Raw genomic sequence first — 24,096 nt, forward strand, 5'->3', positions numbered from 1 at the left:
AATCTGTTTCTGCAAAGAAGCCCAGAGTATGCACCCAGGGCTTCTTGTACTATTAATATTGTCTATCCGCAGTATATTTGGCTGCGTCTTTGATCATCTGATATTTTGTTGTGGTTCCCTTCCAGCCTGCATCAACTGTAGTATCGATAACGACCCACTTGTTATTCATATACACTTCATTCCAGGCATGGTATGTAGTTACATAAGCTGTCTTGCCCATGTCAAGCTTCGTCGGAATATTCACACTTCGCAGCATAGCAGCGAACAAAGCGGAATAACCGTAGCAGGTATCCTTGCCCACTGTTAACGTGCGGTCAATTTGCGGTATGTAATCAGCCGGAATATTCAAGGCCAACTTCTTATCGTATTTGATATTATTCACCACAAAGTTATAAATCGCTTTGACCTTCTGCTCATCCGTTGTTAAGTTTTTCGTTAAAGCCTTGGCCTTGGCAACTGCGGCGCCCGCCTGTGCCCATTTCACATTCTGAATGGAATTAAGGTATACCGCGGTTGGCTCCTCAAGCTCCACGTTAACGGAAGCTTCATAAATAACCTGATATTTGCCGTTGCTCTTTTGTTCAAGAACACTGATTGCATATTCTCCGTCTCCCAGCTGAAGTGGAAAATTCTCCTCAGTGATACCTGGCAGTAGACTGTATGTATATTTCTCATTGCCTTTGGCAATTAGCACTTTCGTCTTGACACCAGACTTCACAGTGTATTTGATCCCAATAACACCTTTGTCCACTTGGGTATCATTCAGCCAGGTCCCGCTCTCGGCCCTAACTGCAGTCCCACCATTCATAACCGCACACAACAACAGAAAAAAAGACAACAAAAAAACAACACTACGCTTCATCTTATAAAACTCCCTTCGGTGGCTAGGCTGCCATCTTGTTAGAAGGCCCTATAGCTTTGCGTCCCTGCCTTTCGACAGGTTTGCCATTATCGTGTAAAGTTCTATTTGCAACAGACAGCTGAGCTTGTCTGGATGAAATTATCGTACCATATCTTTAATGCAAAACAAGACTTTTGTCGAATTTTATTAAAAAAAATATCTCCTCCGGCCGCATCCACGCAAACCGGAAGAGATATTTATTCTTAGATTCAGTTACTGCTTACGCATGAAAATTCTGTCCGTCGGTCACTTCGGGCACGATGCCAACGCGGATCACGTAATCCCCAAAATGCTCACCAGGATGCCGGTCCTTCGCATACTGTGCAAGGATTGGCTCCAGAGATTCCAGAATTTCAGCTTCGTTAATATTCTCCTTAAACAGCTTGTTCAGACGGTTGCCTGAAAACCCTCCGCCTAAATACATATTGTAACGTCCCGGAGCTTTGCCGATAAACGCGAGTTCCGCGAGGGCAGGCCGTGCGCAGCCATTGGGACAACCTGTCATGCGGATAACGATCTCCTCGTCTTGAAGGCCATGCTGGGACAGCATAGGCTCAATCTTATCCATCAGTGAAGGAAGATAACGCTCGGATTCGGCCATGGCAAGCCCGCAAGTCGGAAGCGCCACACACGCCATCGAATTCCGGCGCAGGGCAGAATAATGCTTGCCGTCTGTAAGATTGAACTGCTGAATCATGGATTCAATCTTTTTCTTCTTCTGGGTGCTTACATTTGCGATGATCAAATTCTGATTTGGTGTCAGGCGAAAATCCCCGGTATGCACCTTGGCAATCTCTCTGAGGCCTGTCATAAGAAGATAACCTTCCTCGTCCTTCACACGGCCATTCTGGATGAAGAGGGTAAAATGCCATTTCCCGTTGCTGCCCTTAACCCAGCCATAACGGTCTCCATTATGGTCAAATTGGAAAGGACGTGCCTCCTCAAGCTTCCACCCCAGGCGCAGGGTCAGCTCGTTCACGAACCAATCAAGGCCGCGGTCATCAATCGTATACTTGAAGCGGGCATGCTTCCGCACAGACCGGTCGCCATAATCTCTTTGAATCGTGACCGTCTTCTCCGCCACCTCGATCAGCTGCTCCGGTGTACAGAATCCGATGACTTTGGACACCTGAGGGTAGGTTTTCGGATCACCGTGAGTCATTCCCATGCCCCCGCCAACGGAAACGTTGAAGCCTTGCAGACGGCCGTTCTCGATAATGGCAATGAGGCCAAGATCCTGAGAGAACACATCCACATCGTTCGATGGAGGAACAGCTATGCCGATCTTGAATTTACGCGGGAGATAGACCGGTCCGTAGATCGGCTCCTGCTCCACGCCCTCACGGCTGTCCACAATCTTCTCCCCATCCAGCCAAATTTCATGGTAGGCCCGGCTGCGGGGGTCGAGATGAGCGCTTACCTTGCTGGCCCATTCGTATACCTCCGAATGAATTTCGGACTGGTAAGGATTCGGGTTGCACATCACATTCCGGTTCACGTCACCGCAGGCTGCAAGTGTGCTCAGCATGGAGTCATTCACTTCGCGGATCGTATTCTTCAAGTTCCACTTGAGTACGCCATGGAGCTGGAACGACTGCCGAGTCGTCAGCCGGATCGTTCCGTTTGCATACTTGTGTGCCACACGGTCCATCATCAGCCATTGCTCCGGAGTTACGACTCCACCGGCGGCTCGTACCCGAAGCATGAACTGATAGGCCGGCTCCAGCTTCTGCTTGGCCCGTTCGTTCCGCAGGTCACGGTCATCCTGCATGTAGCTGCCATGATGCTTCATCAGCCGGTTGTCATCCTCGGGAATGGACCCGGTAATCGGGTCTAGGAGAGTCTCTACCAGGCTGCCGCGCAAGTAATTACTTCTGCGTTTAATGTCCTCCACATCACTGTGCGGAGCGCTGTTCTTGGACAACAGGTTATTTTCAGACATTGTTTATATCTCCTCTCGTGATCTTTGGCATGTCCCCAGAATTAATAGACATCCCGCTGATAACGTTTCTGCTGCTGCAGGTCTGTCAAATAAACAGCGGCTTCTTCAGGGCTCAGCCCGCCCTCTTGCTCAAGAATAGTTGCAAGTGCCGCATGCACATCATGGGCCATCTTCTTCTCATCTCCGCACACATATACCGCAGCGCCTTCTTGAAGCCACTGGTACAATTCCTTGCTCTTCTCCAGCATCCGGTGCTGAACATAGACTTTCTTGCCGGTATCTCTTGAGAAGGCAACATCCATACGGGTAAGCACGCCATCCTTGAGCCAGCGCTGCCACTCCACTTGGTACAGGAAGTCTGTAGAGAAATGCTGGTCACCGTAGAACAGCCAGGTCTTCCCTGATGCCCCTGTCTCTTCACGTTCCCCGAGGAATGCGCGGAAAGGAGCAACTCCTGTTCCAGGTCCAATCATAATCACTGGGGTATCCGGATTGTCCGGCAGCTTGAAGTTCGGGTTATGCTGGATAAATACCGGCAGGCTGTCTCCCGGCTGGATTCGTTCTGCCAGCTGAACTGAGCAGACCCCGTATCTATTTCTACCGTGGTTCTCATACCTAACGGTACGTACCGTTACGTGCACCTCATCCGGGTTCGCTTTTAAACTGCTGGCAATGGAGTACAGCCTTGCCGGAATTTTGCGGAGAAGAGCCACAAATTCACGTGCCGGAGCTCCCTGCAGCGAGTAATCCGTCACCAGGTCCAGCAGATCGCGCCCGGCAAGATAGCTTCGGAGCTCCTGTTCGTGTCCTTCTGCAAGCAGCTTCGTTAGACCCGAATTAGAAGTAAGCTCGGCCACTTGAGTCAGCAGAGGTTTCGTTAATACCGTGATCTCATAATGACGAAGAAGCGCCTCCTGCAGCGGCTTCTGCTCCCCGTTCTTGTTCACCGGCACAAGCTCATCCGGGTTCCAGCCCATCGCTGTGATCAGCTCTGCCACCAGCTGCGGATGGTTCTCCGGATAGATGCCCAAGCTGTCGCCAGGCTCATACTGAAGATTCGATCCCTCAAGAGAAATTTCAATATGTCGGGTCTCGCGGTCCGATCCGCGGCCGTTCAGGTTCAAGTTCTCAAGAACTTCCGCATGGAAAGGATGGCTTCTTGAATACTCCGATTCCTGCACAGTTACCCCTTCCGAACTTGCACTAACCGCTGTGGTCTGACCAGCTGCCCCTTGTCCCAGCGCTTCAGCAACCTGACTCATCCAGGCCTGCGCCGACTCCTCGAAATCCACATCGCAGTCCACCCGGTCAGCCAAGCGTTTCCCGCCTAGTTCTTCCAAGCGCTTGTCGAAGTCCTTCCCCGTCTGGCAGAAGAATTCATAGGAAGTATCTCCAAGCCCAAGAACCGAATATCGCAGACTCTCAAGTTTTGGCGCTCTCTTACTATGAAGGAACTCGTAGAAAGGAATCGCATTATCCGGCGGCTCTCCCTCGCCCTGGGTGCTGACCACAATGAGCAAATTCTCAATCTTCTTCAAATTGGCGGTCTTGAAGCTTCCCATAGAAGAGACGGTTACCTCAAACCCAAGGCCTTCAAGCTTCTTGGACAGCTTCTTCGCCAGTCCGTCGCTGTTCCCGGTCTGAGAGCCGAACAGAACGGTAACCTCTTTGGAAGCTGCTGACGCCTGAACAGGGGTGGTAGAATCAGAATGTACAGGAATACCGGCCGGCACGGACAACTGCACCTGTGCAGGCCCTTGAAGTCCCGCAATGTACCCTGTCAGCCAGATGCGCTGATGTTCTGTTAATGTAGGGATCAGGCGGTTAAGAAGCTCTGCCTGTTCCTGGCTGAAAGGACTGTTTGTAACTTGGAGTTCCAACAATATCCACCTCACGTAGCTTGCATGATTTTTTAATTCCTAGAATTTAGATCGACTTAATTAAAAATCTACTAAGTTGAACGGTATCACATCAACGAGGACGGGTCAATTTGAATGATCTTATAGGTTCCATTAGTTAATCTGATAAATGCGCTTTAGCACAGAAAAAGAGCCGCGTGTATACGCGGCCCGATCAACAAATCTGCATCACTTAAGACTCTATTCCCGATCTTTATTCCATATAACTCAGGTAATCCACTTCTAAGCCTGCTAACTTCTTCTTATCCGTACAGCCAGACTTTCAGCATGGAGATCAGCCTTACGGTATCAATCGGCTTGCTGATGTAGTCCGATGCTCCTGCATCTATGCATAGCTGACGGTCTTCTTTCATCGCTTTGGCGGTTAGGGCAATGATCGGGAGATGCTGGAATTGCGGCATCGCCCGAATCGCTCTCATCGTTTCATACCCGTCCATTTCAGGCATCATAATGTCCATCAGAATCAGGTTAAAGTTGGAATCTTTCTCAAGCAGCTCCAGCGCCTCACGGCCGTTCTCGGCAAAAACAACCTCCAGGTTGTGCGATTCCAGGACATTGGACAGCGCAAAAACGTTCCGGATATCGTCCTCAACCAGCAGAATTCGCTTGCCGTCAAATGCGTCTTCACTGTTATGCAGCTTATTCAGTATTTCACGGCGGTCTTCCGGAAGATTCGCCTCCACCCGATGAAGGAAAAGTGCGGTCTCGTCAAACAGCCTTTCCTGTGACCTTACATTCTTGACAATGATGCTCTCCGCGTACTTCTTCAGCTCCATCTCTTCCCGCATGTCCAGCTCTTGCCCGGTATAAATGATAATCGGAAGCTCGTGAAGCCGCTCTGTGTGCCGAATCCGGTCTAGCAGCTCAAATCCGGAGATATCGGATAAGCCAAGGTCCATCACCATACAGTCATAATGCTCAACCTGCAAGGTTCTTAAAGCCTCTTCCCCAGTTGATACCGCCGTGATGAGTACATCATCGTGACCAATCAATTCAACCATGCTGTCCCTAAGCACAAGGTCGTCCTCCACAATCAGCAGCCGCTTCATCTCACGGTTCATGAAAGATTCAATCCGGGACAGGGCATTCTCAATATTCTCTTTATTCACCGGCTTCTTCAGGTAGGCCATCGCCCCCATGGTAAGCCCCTGCTGCTGCTCATCAACCACAGATATAACATGGACTGGAATGTGGCGTGTCTCAGGATTCTGCTTCAGACGTTCCAGGATCGACCAGCCGTCGATGACCGGCAGCTGGATATCCAGCATGATCGCGTCCGGCTTAAATGCATGTACCAAGGCTAAGCCCTTATCTCCCTGAAGCGCAACTAACACCTTGAAGCCCCGCGAACGGGCAATATCGAGCATGATCTTGGCAAAATGGATGTCATCCTCAATGATCAGCAGCACCTTATCCCCCGGCTTGATCTGCTCCCGGTCATCCTCGATCTCTGAAGAGACGAGCAGACTCGGATTCGTAAGCTCAACATCCGGGATGAGCACCTCATTCCTCAATGGGGTATGCACTGGATTCACACCGTCACTTTGAATGGGTTCATCCCAGTTTGCTAGGAATGGGCCGGATTCAATATTCGGAATATAAAGAGTGAATGTGCTGCCGCGGCCCTCTTCACTCTCAATTTCAATATGGCCTCCGATTAAGCCGGCAAGCTCACGGCTGATTGTCAGGCCAAGTCCAGTGCCGCCATACTTTCTGCTGGTCGTGCCATCGGCCTGTTGGAACGCCTCGAAGACCAGGTCCATTTTATCCTTGGCAATACCAATGCCTGTATCTGTTACAGCAAAAGCAAGATAACTCTCGTGTTCTTGCGGGGATACCTCGTCTGAACGAGGTATCGTAGTTATTTTCAGAGATACTCTGCCCTTGTCTGTAAATTTAATAGCATTTGACAACAGATTCTTTAAGATTTGCTGGAGCCGATGCCCATCGGTATATACCGTCTCAGGCACCCCATCTTCCGCTTCTATCGTAAATCCAATTCCCTTCTTCGAGGCCACCGGCTCGAAATTACGCTGCAGTGCCTCTTTCAACTCTTCCAGACACAGCGTCTCCTTCTCCACTTTCATTTGACCTGCTTCTACCTTGGACAAATCCAGAATCTCATCGATTAGCCTCAGAAGATCACTTCCCGAAGTATGGATCGTTCTCGCATAATCCACCTGCTTCTGCTGAAGATTGCCTTCCTTATTGTCCGCAAGCAGTTGTGACAGGATAAGAAGGCTGTTAAGTGGGGTACGGAGCTCATGTGACATATTGGCAAGGAACTCTGACTTATACCGGGAAGCGGTCTTTAATTCTACCGTCTGCTGCTCCAGCTTTCTGTTCTGCTCTTCTACCTGCTCTTTAATCGTTTCAGTCTGACGCATTTGGTTCTCCAGCTCAACTGACCGGGCTTCCAATTCCTGATTAATCTGTTCAAGTTCGTCCTGCTGGGAGAACAGTTCTTCGGACTGGGCCTGCAATTCCTCTGTCTGCTGCTGCAGCTCCTCCGTCTGGGCTTGGAGTTCCTCGGACATCGCCTGAGATTCTTCAAGGAGCCGCTTCACCTCCATTTGTGCTGCCACGCTGTTCAGTGCCGTACCCAGGGTTCTGCATGCTTCTTCAAGCAGTTCCTGTTCAAGTAAAGTGAATGTATCTACTGAGGCAAGCTCGATAACCCCTTCGACCTTGCCTTCAAATACTACGGGCACAATCAGGATGCTGCTGGGCAGGGATTCTCCCAATCCTGTTGTAATCCTCACATGATGATCGGGGACGGTACCCAGCAGAAAGCTGCGCTGCTCAAGTGCACTCTGCCCAACCAGCCCTTCACCCATCTTGAAGGAATCCGCAGGCGAGCCTCCAGCCTGCCCGGCAAAAGCGGCTTCTTTATGCAGAGTGTCCCCCATCCGGCGGTAGAACACACCATAAGAAGCATGTAACAGCAAAGCTGCTTTTGCTACAAACGCCTGAGCAAGCTCGGAGATAAGAGAGAATCCCTGAGACGATGTAGCCAGCTCAGCAATCCCGGTTTGGAGCCAATTTTCCTGCTCATGCTTATCCAGCAGCCGATTGGTCGCCTCACCAAGATCACGAATTTCATCACGAGTCCGAATCTCTATCCGCTGCTGGCTTATCCTATTCTCCGATAAGGCAATCTCATCGATCGCCTTGGTTACCTGCTCAATGGACCTCACAATTGTCCTTGAAATAAGCAGTGCCGCAAGAATAGATACAGCAGTGACAAAAGCAAGCAGCAGGTATAACCCGGTTTTAAAATCAGCATTCTTCTGATCCAGATCATCAACGCGCTGGCTGGTTAACTTGCTCTCTGTATCCCTGAACAGTCCCAATTGCCCCCGGAGCTCATCTATAATTGTCTTTCCCGGGTCTTCTTTGAAGAAGCGGATGATCTCGGCCGTATTGTTGTTCCTTTTTAAATCTATGGTTCGGTCCCCAGCTAAGTTAATCCACTGCTGGATGTTCACCTTGATTGCCTCAAGGTTACGCTGCTGGGCGGGATTGTCCCCAACTAGCTGATACAGCTTGTTAAAATCAGATACCCACTCGGTTTTGCCGCTTCTATACGGCTCCAAGTAACTGTCGTCCTTGGTAATCATAAAGCCGCGCTGCCCCGTTTCCATGTCCAGCACATGTTTCTCGATCCGATTCGACAGATTATGGACCTCCATATCGTGATCCGTAATGAAATCAATTTCCCGTTCCATGGCTGTAATCCGGCTGTTCAAGAGCACAATCGATGCACCAAGGCATAATACAATAAGGAAATACCCCAATATGATTTTGAGACGAATACTGAATCTCCGGCTTCTAAACATCAGACACTTCTCCCCACTCCCCATCTTGATATGTAATGAGATGATTTTTCATATAAATAAGGCAATTTGTCCCAACCCTATCATTATAAAGCAAGCAGGCAGAAGAATCAGCAAATTAACACAGTAATTCACACAAAGCAATGTAAATCCTTCCTGAATCTGTATAAGTTGGCTTCATGATTGGCATTCTAATTAAATCCAATTCTTAAAATGACAGGAGGTGCAGCCGATGGACACAGAAGGAACCCAGCTTGAACAAATTAATGAGCTGCTTGCAGCCATTGAAGATGTTAACAAGATGAGCTTTGTCATCCATGGCCACACCTGTGTGCTTATTTACATAGAATCCATCATTAATATGCAGACCCTGCATCAGAGAATCGCTGATGTTCTGATTAAGGAAGCCGCGGCTTCGGAATCCAGCGAAGACAACATCGTCAGCATGCTAAATAAGGGCATGTTAATTCCGATGCCCTCCACAGTAGCCAAGTCTGCTGAGGATGCCGTTGATCACTTGGTTAGAGGGGAAGTTCTCCTGTATTTAAGTGAATCCGACAAGATCTTCATGTTCAACCTTGTAAAATACAAGAAGAGAGCCGTTTCCGAATCAAAAAATGAACTCGTCGTGATCGGTCCCCAGGAAGCGTTTATTGAGGACATTAACAGCAATCTGTCCCTGTTAAGGCATAAGATCAAACATCCTGATTTGAAAACAATCCGTTATGAAGCTGGTAAATACACCAAAACGGTCATTTATATTGTCTATATCGAAGGGTTGTGCGAGCCCGATATCGTTAGGGACCTGGATCAGGAAATGCGCAATATGGATCTCGACGGAGTACTGGGAATCAGTTATACCTCTGAGCAGACAAAAAAGGGAAACCAAACTCCATTTCCTCAATTCCAGTACACCGAGCGCCCGGATTCCGTTGCAGCCTCATTGCTGGAGGGCCGGGTAGGAATTATGCAGGATGGGACCCCCTCAGCTCTGCTCGTTCCGGTCACATTGTTCTCGCTTATGCAGTCCTCCGAGGACTATTACCAGAGCTTTATGTCCGCCTCCTGGATCCGTATGGTCAGGCTGCTCTTCGCCGTCATCTCTATGCTGCTTCCATCCCTTTACGTTGCCATCACTACCTTTCAGCCGGAGATGATTCCGACCGATCTGCTGCTTACATTTGCTGCAGCACGGGAGAATATCCCCTTCTCTGCATTAACCGAAGCCCTGATCATGGAGCTTACCTTTGAAGGATTACGTGAGGCTGGCACCCGGATTCCCAAGCCTGTAGGACAGACCATCTCCATTATCGGGGCCATTGTAATTGGACAAGCCGCCGTACAGGCCGGCATTGTGTCCGCGCCGATGGTCATTGTCGTCTCTATTACCGGAATCGCCTCCTATATCATTCCCCACTATGAATTAGGGCTGGCCCTTAGGCTGCTAAGATTCCCGCTGCTTATATTGGGAGGAACAACCGGCTTAATAGGTGTATTCATCGGCACCTTTGTCGTATTCGGGCACCTTGTCAGCCTCAAATCGTTCGGCACGCCCTACATGCAGCCGATTGCACCGCTCATCCTAAAGGACTGGAAGGATGTATTCGTTCGTGTGCCTTCCCCAACCATGAAGTCAAGATCGAGTGCTTACACTTCGCGTGATCCAAGGAGACAGAATTCCACATGAGTACCGTAAGACGCTTGCTCCTCCTCCTGCCTTTCCTTCTTCTTACCGGCTGCTGGTCCAAGGTGGAGATCGATGAGCAGATCTTTGTCTTTGCCATTTATGTTGATAAAGGGGATAAGCCGGGGACGGTAAAACTTACAATCAGCAGTCCTCTGCCAAACCGGATGATGTCCGGTCAGCAGGCTGGAAGTGGCGGAAGCGGCGGCGGCAAGCCTTATGCGATAATCTCCAAGACAGGAGATACGATTCCGGATGCATTCATGGATTTACAGAAAGATCTGACACGTCGTTTGAACTTTGGGCATACACGTGAAATCATCGTGGGACGGGATTATGCTGAAGAGGGAATCGGAGACTTGCTCGACTGGATCAGGATGGAACCCGCATTTCATATCAGCAGTTTCCTTGGAACAGCCCCCGGAAAGGCACGGGAAGTGGCAGATTTAATCCCTCTGTACGAACAGATGCCTGCCGAGGTGCTCCGTAAAATGAATTTGCAGCATGTAATGTTCAGCACAACCGTGAGAGACTGTTTAATTGCGAATAGCTCGAAGGTTGGCTTCGTCACCAATTACATGTTGGTTGGTACTCAACCCACACCAAGTGAGAACGGGAAATCAGAGGAATGGGTGGGGATCCGAGGCGCGGCCCTTTATCAACACGACAAGTTTAAAGGCACACTTGAAGCTGAAGAAGCCCGGGCCCTAGCCTGGGCTACCGGCAGGCTCGACAGGCTGGCCTATACGGTCTATTGGGACAAGGGGGATAGCCGGGCAAGCGTGCTGTTTACTGATCTTAAGGCAACAAAAAAAGTAACTTTATCCGATGGAACTCCAAGATATACGATTACGCTTACGGGATTTGGGGATCTCCTTTATAAGAAAGATTCTAAACAGCGAGACGAAACAGAACTGAACTCCATTATCACAACTCAGCTAAATGCAAAAGTAAAACTAGATTTAGAACGGGCGCTTCATCAGACCCGGCAATTGGGTTCGGATGCACTGGGTCTGGGCTTATTGCTCGAATGGAAGTATCCCGGTCTATGGGAACGGATACGGGAGGATTGGACGGATTATTACAAGGATAAGGTGGAGATCGAGGTCAAGACTACAATGAATGTTAGATACTTGACCAATAAGCCATAAGGGTTCCCGGCGGACGACATACTATGGAAAGGATGAGACCCTATGCTGGCCATATTGTTTGCAGGTATCGCAATCTATGAGTGGATTAGGGTCAAGAGCCCAAGCTCACGTGATAAGCGGGTCTTCTGGTGGGTCTTGTCCATCCTGCTTGTGTGGAACACAGCAGGCAATTTTTTGCCATGGTGGCCTAATCCGAACCGGATTCTCCTGTTTGTTACAGGTTGGTTCTGACTGGAATAAGGCAATTCTCAGTATGAGGGGGATATGAAACATGCGTACAACTTCGTTTCAAATGTTTCGGTTCGCAACAATTTATATGCTTACGATCCCACTTGCCTTTATGATTCCGCCTCTGATTACTACGTCTGGTTATCAAGGATGGATTCCTATATTGATCGGGGGGGCCATCAATATGGTGCTTATATTCTGCACCTACAAATTAGGTCTATTTACAGGGAGTCAATCCTGGACTGAGGCAGGTGAGAAGATCGCAGGCAAATGGGGGCACCGAATTGTGCTTCTCTTGCTCGTACTTTGGAGCACATATTATGTCTCCCTTGATATTGAACAGTTCACTTTATTTTATGGATCTGTCTATATGAGAGAGACCCCGGCTTGGTTCATTAATCTCTTCATCGGGCTGATTACTATGATTACAGCAAGATGGGGGTTCTCAACGCTGGTATATATCGGGGATGCCTCCTTTATTATTCTTGTTCTGGCGACTCTATTTATCCTGTACATCCTTGCCGGAGATGCGGATTATCAAATGCTGAGTGCGCTGCTCACCCATTTTGACACCAAAATTCTTGCTAAAGATGTGATCAATGTAATTTCCTGGATCGGCGAATGGTTTGTCTTCCTGTTTATTACCCCCCATCTCGTTTTCAAGAAAACAACACTGCGTAACTTACTACTGGGAAATGTGCTGGTGGTCTCCACCGTTCTGATAACTTGGATGCTGGTGCTCCTTAATTTAGGCCCACATTTTGGCAGTATGGTAAAATACCCTGTCCTCGAGCTCATCAGGGGCACCTCCTTTACAGGTCTGGTGGGCAACGCCGATCCGGTGTTTATCGGCTTATGGGGCACATCCATGATTGTACATGACGCATTATTGCTCTATGTGGGGGCAACCTGCCTGTCACATCTGCTTAAATTTAAGGAGAAGGTGCCATTAATCATCATGCTTGCTGGAACCTCAGTGGTGTCAGCCTTCCAATACAACCGGGATATATCTTTGTTCCAGAGTGACGTTTCACAATTTGGCTACTCCCTTTACTGGGTGGTCATTAACGGGATTCCTATCTACTATGTGCTGCTGGCATTGGTTCGCGGTCAGTTTCGCAAGAAGAAGACCTCCTAGGATACAAGATGATCATTAGCACCTAGTGAATTCTAATGATAAAAGCCGCTCCTCAGCGGCTTTCATTGTTACTCTTTCGCAACCATTAACTTGTTCCCGTCCGGATCTTGAATAACGAACCATTGCTCATACATGATTTCTGTGACCAAGGTGACGTCATTTTCCTGCATGAACTTGTAGGACGCTTCAAGATCGTCCGTGAGAAACATGAACGCTGGAGTGCTGATGCTCGGTGCACCTCCCTCCTCCGCGCCTCCCCACATCGGCATGGTGTCCAGAATCAGACCTGTTCCCTCCATAGGCAGCGGGCACAGGTGTCCAGCGATGATCTCAGCGTCCGCCGGGTTGAAGCCGAGTATCCGGCTGTACCACTCCCTTGCTTGCCCGATATCCCGAACGGGAAGAAACACGCTTCCAATCTTGTTCTTCAGCGGGCTTTGGCCAACTGATGGGTCATTCAATTTAGAACTCATTTGCAATCCCCCTCTTTTATCATATTATTCAAACGAAATCACCCACAAATAAATAGAAGCCACGGACCCCACAGGTGCGTATTTCTCGCGGTAACGATTAAACTGTGCCTTGTCCAGTTGGTCCAGCTGATACAGCTTCTTCATCCCCCTCCTTATCGCTATGTCTCCCCAGCTGACAACATCCGGGCGCTGAAGGGCGTGCAGCAGCAGCATTTCAGCTGTCCACCTGCCTACGCCCGGCAAGCTGGTCAGCCTTGCGATTACCTTCTCATCTGGAAGTGAATGAAGCTCGTCAAGAGAGAACTCCCCCTGTTCAATAGTCCGGGCAATTTGTCTAATATTAATAGCTTTTCTCCGTGTAATACCGCAGCTCTGGATCTGCTCTGCAGTATACCCAGACAAATTTCCGGAAGTGATCTCCCCAAGTTCCCTCTGCATGCGGCCCCATACCGTATCCGCCGCCTTGGCCGAGATGAGCTGTCCGATTATGGCATAAACAAGGGCCGAGAACATATCCGGCATGACTTTACGCTCCAATTTCCCAAGCCGCGTAATAGCCTGCCCAAGTATGGGATCAGCTTGAGAGAGATATTCCATCTCTTCTTGCCCGTATTCAAATATGTTCGTATGTGACAAGCTTCTCCCTCCATGTTTATTACTGGTTCGTGTTTTTTTGTTATCCTAGTTATAGCACATATTTCTGGATCAAGCCTTCCCTATCTTGCTGTTTCATTCCTAGAAGACCCGGCACCCTGATTTCCATAACAAAAAAATAACCCCCGGTTCGATTTAACCAAGGGTTCTGCCATGTAATGATTCAAAAAGGATTACATACCTGCATATGCTGATAGAGCAGCAAAAATGGCAGCGATGATCCAGAGGACTGGGAAGAGTTTCATTATTACTTTCAGCCACTGTCCAAAATTAATCCGTGCAATGGCCAGCCCTGCCAATAGAACTCCGCCCGTTGGCGAAATCAGATTTGTCAGTCCATTCCCGAATTGATACGACGTAACTATTGCTTCTCTATTGATGCCTATAAGATCGCCTAATGGAGCGAGTACAGGCATAGTCAATGCTGCTTCTCCCGAAGAAGACGGGACAAAAAAGGTGATCAGATTATGAACAAGAAGCATGATGGTTGTAAATAAATAGCTGGGCAGTCCTCTCAGCAAGCCGGACAAATAATTCAGAATTGAATCAATGATCATTCCATTCTCGGCAATAACGAGGATTCCGCGTGCCAGTCCGATAATGACTGCCGCATATACAAATTCGGAACAGCCTTTAACAAAATTCTCAGCCATTTGTTTCTGGCTCATTCGCGATACAATTCCAGCGAATAACCCAAGAGCAAGGAACAAGGCACCAATTTCAGTCATATACCAGCCCTTGGCAAGAATACCCCAGACAATCAGACCCAACGTGACCACGAAGCCGATAATAATCAGCTTGTCCCGCAACGAGAAGTGAACCTCTTCTCCGGTATCTTCTTTTAGAAAGAGCGGACGATTGATAAGGTCATTATTAAATACAATCGACTTCTCAGGATGTTTCTTTACCCGGTGTGCATACCACATCGTAAACCCGATCGATACACCCGTGAATACCAGCCATTCAATCGAACGCAGCCATAATTGCGGATTGCCCTGAATGCCGGATACCCCTTGAGCGATTAGCACAGAGAATGGATTCGTGGTAGAACCGACATATCCAATTTGAGTCCCCAAAAACAAGATGAGAATTGCGGTCAGAGAATCGAAGCCTAATGCAAACATCAGCGATATAAAGATGGTGTATAACGGTATGATTTCTTCACTCATCCCAAAGGTTGAGCCGCCTAGGCTGAATATCACCATAGAAATTGGAATGACAAGAATTCCTCTATTCTTCAATCGTCGGGCGAGGGCAAGCAGCGCCCTGTCAATTGCTCCGGTGTTCAGGATAATTCCAAAGGCTCCGCCCACGATAAGGACAAAAGACACCACATCGACAGCATTAATGACCCCCTGCATCGGAGCGCTGAGTATTTGGGGGATTCCCTGTTTTAAATCTCCAGCCTCACCGCTTTTCGGAACGGTATGATAGGTGCCGGGAACAATTACGGTTTTGGTAATGCCGTTTACGGTTGTCTCTTCCCGCTTGAACTGGCCGCTTGGGATAATCCACGTTAATGCTGCCATGAGAATAATAATAAAGAAGATGAGGGTGTAGCTATGAGGTAAAGCCCATTTTTTCTTCTTATTTGTCGCTTCCATTGAAGAATCCCTCGTTCCAGAGTAATATCGTTATAGAACGTCTTACTTATAATGGTCTAGTTCTCCTTCCAACCACCTGTCATCATTACCCCGACGTTCTGTCATGTACGATTTTTCCATTTGCAATTGTAAGCGCAGCTTTTGCTTCCCTAATCTGCTCTGGTTTTGTCGTGAACAGATTCCGGTCAAAAACTGCAATATCCGCATATTTGCCTGGCTTCAGTGTGCCCACTTTATGTTCCATAAAGGCGTGCTTCGCTCCATGGATTGTCCAGGCTTTTAACACCTCAGCCAAGGGCAGTCCCTTCTCAGGATACCAATCCGTACTTGCTGAACCCTCAGGAAACCGCCTAACCGTTGCGGCAAAGATAGAATCTGGCACACTCGTCATAAACAGGGGGAGGTCAGTGCCAATGGTTATAGTCACTCCGGAATCCAGCATAGTGCGATAATCATAGAATTTGGATGCATTCTCCTCCCCTGCGACTTCAGCCATGTAGGATTCTTCGCGGGATGGGTTAAGGAGCAGAATTTGAGCATAGATTTCAGCGAAAATTCCGTTGGATGCCATCCTTTTCAGATCATCAGGATGTGGATACTCCAGATCACTTATGGAATGCCGAGCATCCCGTTCTCCGTGAACTTGTCTGCATTTCTCCAGAATGTCTACAGCTTTGCGGATTGCTGCGTCACCTTCAGCAGTCAGACAACACTTCAATCCAGCCTGGTCAGCACGCAGAACAGCTTCTTCGATAGCTGCGTAATCCACCGGCCTCAGATTGGTGACGCCTGGCATGTCCGCATAAGGCTCCAGCATGTCCGCTGTGTGATCGGCCACTACGCCATCCAGCATGATTTTGTAACCTTGAAACCTGAGACGGTCACTGGAATAGAGCTCCTTATATTTCAGACCGGTCACTGCATCTAGCTCATCAAGCACTGGTTCTAGTGAGAAATGAACCCGTAGCGGCAGCCGCCCTTCCTCTTCGAGTGAGGACAGAACCTGCAGCATGCCACTGTAATCATCAAATCCAATGTCTTTAATGGAGGTAACCCCCCGCTCCGCCAGCACACTGCAAAAATCAAGGAATTCCCTCTTAACCGTGTCTGTATCTCCCAGCATTTCTTTCAGTAGATGGGCTCTTGCCTCAGCACTGCATTCTCCAGGTTGGAACTGGTACTTATCTATAGCCAACTGGTTCATCCAGCACCAGTTCTTACTTCGGTTAATGGCAATAACCGCACGATCCAGAAAGGCCGTATCCAACATGGATTGATCAGGAAGCTCCCCCCATGTTTTGAGGTCCCAACCGTAAGCGTATACATTTTCTCCAAGGGGGAGAGTGCTTGAGTATTTAACCATTAAATCTAAAGCTTCAGAAGCAGATTGAGTATTGGAAAGATCAACCCCCCGGTGCATCGACATATAACCCGTAAAGAACACGTGGTTATCATGGATTCCCGGCATTACCAATTGATCCCCAAGCAGAAACACTTTAGTATCAGGTCCGATCCATTCCCTCTCTTGCCCCGGCTGGCCCACAGCAACAATATGGTCATTCTTAACTGCAACATATCCCTCTATAGGGACATCACCATCTCCGGTAAATATAGCCTTGGATACAAGAACAAGATCTGCTGCGTTCTTAACCATAAGCCATGCCTCCTTCTCTGATTGAGAACCTATTACCTAAATGCCAAATTTAGGAATTAGCCATTATATAAAATGAACTTATGAAGGTTACCCTTTTAGGGCGCTGCGATGCCGAGTGTTCTTACGACCTAAAGTTCATTTTATATATCTGAAAAAAAAGCCGTTCTAATCCATGACGTATCATAACGTTATGTTATAGGGAATACAGACTGCTCCCCTATGTATAGAAGCAGTAACCATATCCACCACCAAAGAACGGCTCCATTAAAGTGTAAATTGATACCGGTCACCGATAATATATTGCTTGCCCACATGAACCGGCTGTCCATTCTGATCATTGATCATCGTGTACATATAAAATAATGGCTTGCCAATTGCCGTATCCAGAAGTTTGGCCTTCTGTTCATCTGCCAGAACAATTTCAAGTGTTGTCTCGCCAGGCTGGCAAGGATCAATATCGTATTTCTCCCGTAACAATTCGTACAATGAACCCTCCAAGCTTTCGTTAAGAAGAAATGCAAACCGTTTGTATGGATAGTAGTTATTTTCCAGCATTAGCGGATTGTCTCCTCCGTATCTCTTCCGCTGAATAAAGACTACCAGCTCCCCCGGCTCCAAGCCCAACTTATGCAACACATCTGCATCGGGTTTTATAACCTCTTTTTGCGTAACAACACTATGCGATGATATTCCGTTAGCTGCACATGCCGCCGTAAAACCTATAACATGCTCAATCTTCCGCCCTATCTTCGCCTGATTCACGAAGGTTCCTTTACCCTGCCGTTTCACAAGATACCCTTCCTGACACAGTTCCTCAACGGCTTTTCTAACGGTAATTCGGCTTACATTAAACCGGTTGCTTAACTCTATTTCTGTCGGAATTTTCTCCCCATGCTTAAATTCCTCATTAGTGATCGCCGTATGAATTGCTTTTTTCAGTTGAATATATAATGGTTCAGCTTGCTCTGGATTTAACATATTAACCCTCGCCTGTTCGTATAACGTTATAGATACAGATGATTCCATCCATACTACTCTATAAAGAGTAACAAACGCCGTACCATTACACAAGCGGGTGACCGCTCCTTAATTATAAGGGACTCCGTAGCCAAATGACCCTTCTACCAGGCAGCTCTCGGCTGCGAAGCGGGAGCCTTCGATCATGGCAGCCTGCACGTTCTTTTCTCTCAAGCAATGAATGAGAAAGGCGGCAATGTAGGAATCCCCTGCTCCCATCGTATCTACAGCTTCGACAACCATGGGCTCCTGGAAATAAAAGCGGGTTCCATCGTAAGCCATACTGCGGCTGCTTCCACGGGTCGCAATGATTAATTGGTTTCCCCCCGCCCATTTGGACCTGATATAATCCTGTGCCGCTTCATCAGTCAAATGACTACAGGAGAAGAACGCAAAATCCGCATAACCTATATACTTATCCACCTGCTCTTCTTCGAAATCATCAGAGAAATCGAAGGAAAGTGGAACCCCGAGTTGAGTAAGTTCTGGAAGCAAATGGCCTGTATGACTGTAAAGACCGGTGTGCATAACCGCAAAGTTGCGAATATAAGCCTTATCATCCTCGGTCAGCTGGAGAGGATACATGCGGGTTACTCCGCCTTCATTACTTCCGAGGAATACCCGATCCCCATTCTCCAAAGTTACACGGGCGCATCCATTCTCGCCGTCAAAATGACGGCATCTGGATACATCGATCTGGAGCTCTTGCAGCACTTGCTCAACATGCCTTGCCTCTTGATCATTGCCAAACGTCCCCATAAAAGCTGCATCGACGCCTAATTTTTTTGAGAAGACACTAAAATTCACTGCGTTTCCACCAGGGTACATTAGGTTAAGGTGAACATATTTATCTACGACATTATCTCCTATCCCCAGCACTTTCATGCTATTTTCACCTCGATTTAGTATGCCACTTTGCCCATGTAACGGCGTGTTTCGAGTGGATGATTCCGGACTTCGGCCAACGCTTCACGGTAAACACATAGAATGCTATAGAATAATACCGGATTAAAAAATTCAACTACTTCATCCGCAATGGTATTAATTCCGAGTTCCTTCGCATCCACGATTTCCACTTTCCCGGCGTATTGGTTAAGGAAGATTCTAGCACGTTCATCCAGAGCACGTGTACGTCCTTCATTCATCAACAGAATGAATGGAGTCTCTTTATCTGTTACTTCGAACGGACCGTGGAAATACTCTCCAGAATGAATTGAGGATGCATTCAGCCACTGCATCTCCATCAGGGAACAAATTGCGAAGCCGTATGCATGGCCGTAAGATGCCCCGCTCGATAAAATGTAGAACAAATCCTCATTCTTATATTTGTCGGCAAAAGCTTGAGCGCGCTCGGCAACAAGCAGCTTGCCGCTATTTATAATTCCGCCTATTTTGTTCAATCCACTTTGGAACGCTTCGTATGCCGCATAACCTTCGGTTGTGTTTAAAATTTCCACAGTCAATTCCATAATAATTGCCATAGGATTGTTCTTAACGTCACTTTCCTCACCCCATTCGTAGATGAAGGAATGATCCGAATATTTCAACAGGGCTGCTTCCCGGTTATGAGTTAAGCCAATCGTATGTGCTCCTTGTTCTTTAGCTGTTTTGGCCGCTTCCACGGATTCCGGCGTATTCCCCCCATGTGAGCAGACAATAACAACCGAGTCTTTATTTAGCCGTTTGGGAAGCGCGTGTACAAACTCATTGGCAGTGTACAGCCCTCCTACGATCTTACGTGCTTCACTGTCCAGAAAATACTTAGAGGGATACATGTCGACCAGAGACCCTCCACAAGCCACTAGATATACCTCTGAAATCCCATTCTCCGTCTGCTTGTTGATTGTCTGGATAACTTTTTGTACGTTCATTTTTCTTCTCTCCTTTTATATAACGTTATATAACGTATTATTTACGTGTTTTATATTAACCGCTTTCATTTACCTCGTCAAGAGTTTTATTTTTCAGACAATGGCCTATCCTAGATAGGACATTTATTGTAATATGAAATTTAAGTTTCTTTATCACATTAATTATGACAACCTGTTAGTCATAAGGGGGATCAGACAGAATTGAAGTCATCAGGAGACTCACTGCAGAAGAAATTGCGGCCGCGCCATATCAGTTTCATGGCTATGGGCGGCGTAATCGGAACCGGAATATTTAAAGGAAGCTCAGAAACGATCAGTCTCGCTGGCCCGGGTGTTATCTTTTCGTATGTTTTTGCCGGGCTGCTTCTACTGGTTGTCATGGGGGCCATTGCCGAGATGGCCACGGTGTACACAAACAAGAATATGAAAGAGTTTATCCGTGAAGCTTACGGCGAAAGACTTTCCTTTGTTGTTGGCTGGCTGTACTGCTTCATGTGGCTGGCTGTATGTATTATAGAAGTTATTGCCGCGGGAAGCTTTCTTCAATACTGGCTGCCCGGGGTTCCCTTGTGGGTGCTAAGCCTTGCCAGCGCAGCGTTCATTGTTCTGATCAACACGATGAATGTCCGTGGCTACGGGGAGATGGAATTTTGGCTGGCCGGAATCAAAATTTTTATGATTATTGTATTTATTGTTCTGGGAGCCTGCATCCTTATCGGAATCATTCCCGACCCCCAGGTTCATGGACTGAAGAACTACACAGAGCATGGCGGCATCTTCCCTAATGGATGGACCGCGATCTTCTCCGCCCTTCTGGTGGTTATGTTCTCCTATGGGGGTTCAGAGCTTATTGGCCTAACGCTGACTGAAGCTGAGAATGCGGATAAGATTCTGCCTAAAGTGGTCAAGAACTTTATCCTGCGGGTCATCCTGTTCTATACCCTGCCCATCCTGATTATCTGCGGATTGATTCCATGGAACCAGCTAAGCGGGAATACAAGTCCATTTGTGCAGGTGCTGTCATCAACCGGACTGCAAGGAGCGGCTCATCTGATGAACTTCATACTGGTAACGGCCGTCCTGTCCGCTGCCAATTCAGGCATCTATGGAGCTACCCGGATGCTTCACTCTATGGCAAGCGATGGGGAAGCGCCCTCGAGGCTGCGCAAGCTTTCCCGAAGCGGTGTGCCCATGAACAGCTTAATCTTCTGTGCGGTAGTTCTGCTGGTCGGCTCCATGCTGGCTTATATTTCACAGGAGGGATTGTTCCGCCTGCTCATGGCCGTGCCTGGGTTTGTGGTAATTCTGGTATGGATTTGCATCTGCCTGTCCCAGCTCAAATTGAGAAAGCAATATCCGAAGGAGCCTGGCTTCAAGGTATGGGGATTCCCCTATATCACCGTGCTTACCATAGCAGCGTTAACCGTGATCGCGGTACTGTTCGTAGTGGATGCTCAGAACCGTATCAGCATCAGCGTATGTATCGCACTTGTGATTTTCCTGTCCATCTGGTCGGTATTCAAATTTAAAAAGAAAGCCTAAACCCAACAGAGCCTCTGCGCAGTGCAGACGGCTCTGTTTGTTCATTGCTCTGATCACTCCCCTGATCCAAGCCAGGAAATTTCTGATTCCACTTGAATTCCATGCTTCCTCAGCAGCGCCGTGGTAACGCCAATCCCTTCAACCTTCATATTCGAGAATTCCCCGTTATAGATCATCGCGCTTCCACAGGATGGACTGTACTCCTTCAACACAACGGTTGATGCGCCCATCTCTTGGGCAATCTCCAAGGTCCTATACGCTCCGGCCACATACATTTCTGTCACATCCCTGCCGGAGAGCTCGACCACCTTAGCCCTGCCTTCAAGCACGTCGTTTCCATCACCGCCCTGAATTTCCGCTGGCTCCCTTGGAACAGAGAACCCTCCGAGCAGTTCAGGACATACGGTTACCGCTTGACCTTCCTCAATTAACCTCGTTATTCGCCTATCCAAACTGCCGCTTCCGTTATATCTCACTTCAAGGCCTGCGAGACAAGAGCTTACAAGAATCAATTTATACACCTTCTTCACTCATTCGAATAGCCTAATTCTATCACAGAATGGCCTGTTCACCATCCGCATATGCAGATGCCGCTGCTACGAGGTAATAAGCCAGCCCCGTCTGCTGAGACTCCAGCATCTCTCTGTGAAAATCATCCTGCATAAAAAAGCGGGTCTGTTCCGCAAAATCAGCTGGGCTAAAGGAATGCCCGTGCTGGCTCATAAACTCCAGGTGATTGCGGATCAACCCGGTTACCCGGCTGTCATCGTGCCTTACCTTCCCTCTTAACGATTCTGCCATGCTGCTCATAAAGTGAGCTGCTTCCTTCGCCTGAGCATTCATTTCTTCCACCTCAATCGGCTCGCTGCCCAGCATATCATAGTTATATGTGTCTTTGAGGTACTGCTCCTGCTGCGCAAGCGCCTCTCTCCATTCCTCTTCTCCTGCTAATCCGCTGAACATGTCTTTTGGGTTCATAGCTTCTCCTTTCATTGCTGAAATCATTGAGATGTCCAGTGTCCGGACAACTTCGTTTAATCGTTGTGCTTTTGCAACAAGCTGTGTTCTCTGCTCCTGCAGGACTTCAAGGCGGTCCGGCTCCCCATCAAGGAGCTGTTTAATGGCTGCTAGCGGGAAATCCAGCTCTTTATAAAAAAGAATCTGCTGCAGCCTCTCCAGCTCAGGTGTGCCATAAAGACGGTAACCCGACTCACTGATCCCGCCCGGTATCAATAGTCCAAGCTTGTGATAATGATGCAGAGTCTTCACCGTAACCTTGGAAATCTCCGAAACCTCTTTTACCGTATACATCTGCTGCTCACCTCCTTCTGACAAGAATCAGTGTAAGGGCTCCTCTTAGGGGAGAGTCAAGCGTAAAAAGAATAGGCCGGCCAGTAACTCTGGTTGACCTAAAAAGTATGAAAGGACTGCTCCCACCGGGAACAGTCCAATCTTTGCCGCCGCAGCTTACAGCTTATCCGCCGAGGGATTCCAATCTCGAACCCCGTTATCCTCAATAATGCCGATGGTCACATCCGCAATATCCCGGTCCTGAAGCAGGCTGTCTCTAACTTTGAATTTAATATCATCCGCATCCGCCAGCGTTAATCCAGGCTTCAGTTCAATTAACCCATCCACATGATAATAGCGGCCTTCCTGCATCACACGCAATTGATATATATCCGTTACATTAGCATTTGAGAAAATAATTTTAGCTACCTTCTCCTCCACCTCAGGTGGGGCGGACACACCGATCAGGCCAACCATATTGTCGTAGCCTACCCGAAAGGCAACGGCAATCATCAAGAATCCAATTAGAATGGTGGATATCCCATCCAACAAGGTGAAGCTCGTTAACGAAGTCACCACGACCGCGATCAGAGCCAGAAATGCACCTGTTGTTGCCACCAGATCTTCATAAAATACCAGCCGGGTTGGTGGAGCGGCTCTGCCCACATTGCGGAACGCTGCCGGGATGACCGCAGCCCCCTTGGCTTCCACCCGGGCCTCATGCATAATCTCCTTCATGGCTTTGATCAGAACAAATCCATCCACTGCAATCGATAATAGAAGTATGGCTAGATTCAGCCAGAATCCGTGTGATTCTGATGGGTGGGATAGTAGATGGAATCCCTCACGTATAGTCTCGTAAGCCATGACGGTTACAACAATAACCGCTACCATACAGAACAGATTTATGACCCGGCCAAAGCCTGTCGGAAATCGGCGGGTCGGCTTCTTCTCTGACAGCACGCTCCCCGCAAATACAAAAGCCTGATTCACAGCATCTGCCGTTGAGTGCATGGCGGAAGCGAACATAGCCCCACTGCCGGTGAATCCAGCTGCAACTCCTTTTACAATGGCAACCCCTGTGTTTCCAATCGCCGCTAACGCGGATGAGGTATTCCCCTTCTTCAATAATTCCTTAAAGCTGGTTTTACTTTCGTCTGCATTCACTGTGGACGTTTCCTCCCAAATCATG

General features: G+C 48.2%; 19 protein-coding genes and 1 riboswitch. Of the genes, 5 read left to right on the plus strand and 14 right to left on the minus strand.

All coding sequences use genetic code 11. From position 1 onward, the window contains the following. Positions 1–52 precede the first annotated feature (52 nt). The 4 genes from BN6628_RS14280 to BN6628_RS14295 form a co-directional block, all read right to left on the minus strand. Positions 53–862 carry a transglutaminase-like domain-containing protein gene (locus BN6628_RS14280; protein WP_068618514.1) on the minus strand — a complete coding sequence of 270 codons (810 nt, stop codon included), beginning with the start codon at positions 860–862 and terminating at the stop codon, positions 53–55. A 14-nt stretch (positions 863–876) separates the two neighbouring features. Continuing rightward, positions 877–957, minus strand: a riboswitch (cyclic di-GMP riboswitch). A gap of 164 nt (positions 958–1,121) precedes the next feature. After that, a complete protein-coding gene (gene cysI / locus BN6628_RS14285) occupies positions 1,122–2,843 on the minus strand; it encodes an assimilatory sulfite reductase (NADPH) hemoprotein subunit (protein WP_068618516.1) in 1,722 nt (573 codons plus the stop codon). A gap of 41 nt (positions 2,844–2,884) precedes the next feature. Then, entirely contained in the window at positions 2,885–4,723 is a 1,839-nt protein-coding gene (locus BN6628_RS14290) for an assimilatory sulfite reductase (NADPH) flavoprotein subunit (protein ID WP_068618518.1), read from the minus strand. 281 nt (positions 4,724–5,004) lie between these two features. Then, complete coding sequence (locus tag BN6628_RS14295; RefSeq protein ID WP_068618520.1) at positions 5,005–8,601, minus strand: response regulator; 3,597 nt, start codon at positions 8,599–8,601, stop codon at positions 5,005–5,007. Positions 8,602–8,830: 229 nt separating this feature from the next. Here BN6628_RS14295 and BN6628_RS14300 point away from each other — a divergent pair, with 229 nt between their 5' ends. Genes BN6628_RS14300 through BN6628_RS14315 form a run of 4 tightly spaced genes read left to right on the plus strand, consistent with a single transcriptional unit; the run spans position 8,831 to position 12,799 of the window. Further along, a complete protein-coding gene (locus BN6628_RS14300; RefSeq protein WP_068618521.1) occupies positions 8,831–10,285 on the plus strand; it encodes a spore germination protein in 1,455 nt (484 codons plus the stop codon). Next, positions 10,282–11,433, plus strand: coding sequence for a Ger(x)C family spore germination protein (locus BN6628_RS14305; protein WP_068618523.1), 1,152 nt, complete (start codon positions 10,282–10,284; stop codon positions 11,431–11,433). The genes BN6628_RS14300 and BN6628_RS14305 overlap by 4 nt, the downstream gene beginning before the upstream one ends. 42 nt (positions 11,434–11,475) lie before the next feature. Beyond that, entirely contained in the window at positions 11,476–11,664 is a 189-nt protein-coding gene (locus BN6628_RS14310; RefSeq protein WP_068618526.1) for a hypothetical protein, read from the plus strand. Between the two features lie 40 nt (positions 11,665–11,704). Then, positions 11,705–12,799: a GerAB/ArcD/ProY family transporter gene (locus BN6628_RS14315; protein WP_068618528.1), complete on the plus strand. Its 1,095-nt coding sequence runs from the start codon at positions 11,705–11,707 to the stop codon at positions 12,797–12,799. A 68-nt stretch (positions 12,800–12,867) separates the two neighbouring features. On the opposite strand, the gene BN6628_RS14320 is transcribed toward BN6628_RS14315, so the two are convergent. From BN6628_RS14320 to BN6628_RS14350, 7 genes are all read right to left on the minus strand, one after another. Continuing rightward, positions 12,868–13,272, minus strand: a complete 405-nt coding sequence (locus tag BN6628_RS14320; RefSeq protein WP_068618530.1) for a VOC family protein — start codon at positions 13,270–13,272, stop codon at positions 12,868–12,870. Positions 13,273–13,296: 24 nt separating this feature from the next. Beyond that, positions 13,297–13,869 carry a DNA-3-methyladenine glycosylase family protein gene (locus BN6628_RS14325; protein WP_068622310.1) on the minus strand — a complete coding sequence of 191 codons (573 nt, stop codon included), beginning with the start codon at positions 13,867–13,869 and terminating at the stop codon, positions 13,297–13,299. 230 nt (positions 13,870–14,099) lie between these two features. Further along, entirely contained in the window at positions 14,100–15,530 is a 1,431-nt protein-coding gene (locus BN6628_RS14330) for a YfcC family protein (protein ID WP_068618531.1), read from the minus strand. Between the two features lie 85 nt (positions 15,531–15,615). Further along, positions 15,616–17,184, minus strand: coding sequence for an amidohydrolase (locus tag BN6628_RS14335; protein WP_068618533.1), 1,569 nt, complete (start codon positions 17,182–17,184; stop codon positions 15,616–15,618). A 264-nt stretch (positions 17,185–17,448) separates the two neighbouring features. After that, on the minus strand, positions 17,449–18,162 hold the full coding sequence (locus BN6628_RS14340) for a GntR family transcriptional regulator (RefSeq protein WP_068618534.1): 714 nt from the start codon (positions 18,160–18,162) through the stop codon (positions 17,449–17,451). Positions 18,163–18,270: 108 nt separating this feature from the next. Next, positions 18,271–19,086 (minus strand): fructoselysine 6-kinase, encoded by an 816-nt coding sequence (locus tag BN6628_RS14345; protein WP_068618536.1) that lies wholly within the window; start codon positions 19,084–19,086, stop codon positions 18,271–18,273. A 17-nt stretch (positions 19,087–19,103) separates the two neighbouring features. Further along, positions 19,104–20,072: an SIS domain-containing protein gene (locus BN6628_RS14350; protein WP_068618538.1), complete on the minus strand. Its 969-nt coding sequence runs from the start codon at positions 20,070–20,072 to the stop codon at positions 19,104–19,106. A 201-nt stretch (positions 20,073–20,273) separates the two neighbouring features. Here BN6628_RS14350 and BN6628_RS14355 point away from each other — a divergent pair, with 201 nt between their 5' ends. Then, positions 20,274–21,614: an amino acid permease gene (locus tag BN6628_RS14355; protein ID WP_068618540.1), complete on the plus strand. Its 1,341-nt coding sequence runs from the start codon at positions 20,274–20,276 to the stop codon at positions 21,612–21,614. Between the two features lie 53 nt (positions 21,615–21,667). Here the strand turns inward: BN6628_RS14355 and BN6628_RS14360 are convergent, their stop codons facing one another. From BN6628_RS14360 to BN6628_RS14370, 3 genes are all read right to left on the minus strand, one after another. Beyond that, on the minus strand, positions 21,668–22,126 hold the full coding sequence (locus BN6628_RS14360; protein WP_068618541.1) for a 2-thiouracil desulfurase family protein: 459 nt from the start codon (positions 22,124–22,126) through the stop codon (positions 21,668–21,670). A 40-nt stretch (positions 22,127–22,166) separates the two neighbouring features. Beyond that, positions 22,167–22,925: a MerR family transcriptional regulator gene (locus tag BN6628_RS14365; protein ID WP_068618544.1), complete on the minus strand. Its 759-nt coding sequence runs from the start codon at positions 22,923–22,925 to the stop codon at positions 22,167–22,169. A 156-nt stretch (positions 22,926–23,081) separates the two neighbouring features. After that, entirely contained in the window at positions 23,082–24,071 is a 990-nt protein-coding gene (locus BN6628_RS14370; RefSeq protein WP_068618546.1) for a cation diffusion facilitator family transporter, read from the minus strand. Positions 24,072–24,096: the final 25 nt, after the last annotated feature.

It is taken from the genome of Paenibacillus tuaregi (assembly GCF_900086655.1).
GTDB lineage: Bacteria > Bacillota > Bacilli > Paenibacillales > Paenibacillaceae > Fontibacillus > Fontibacillus tuaregi.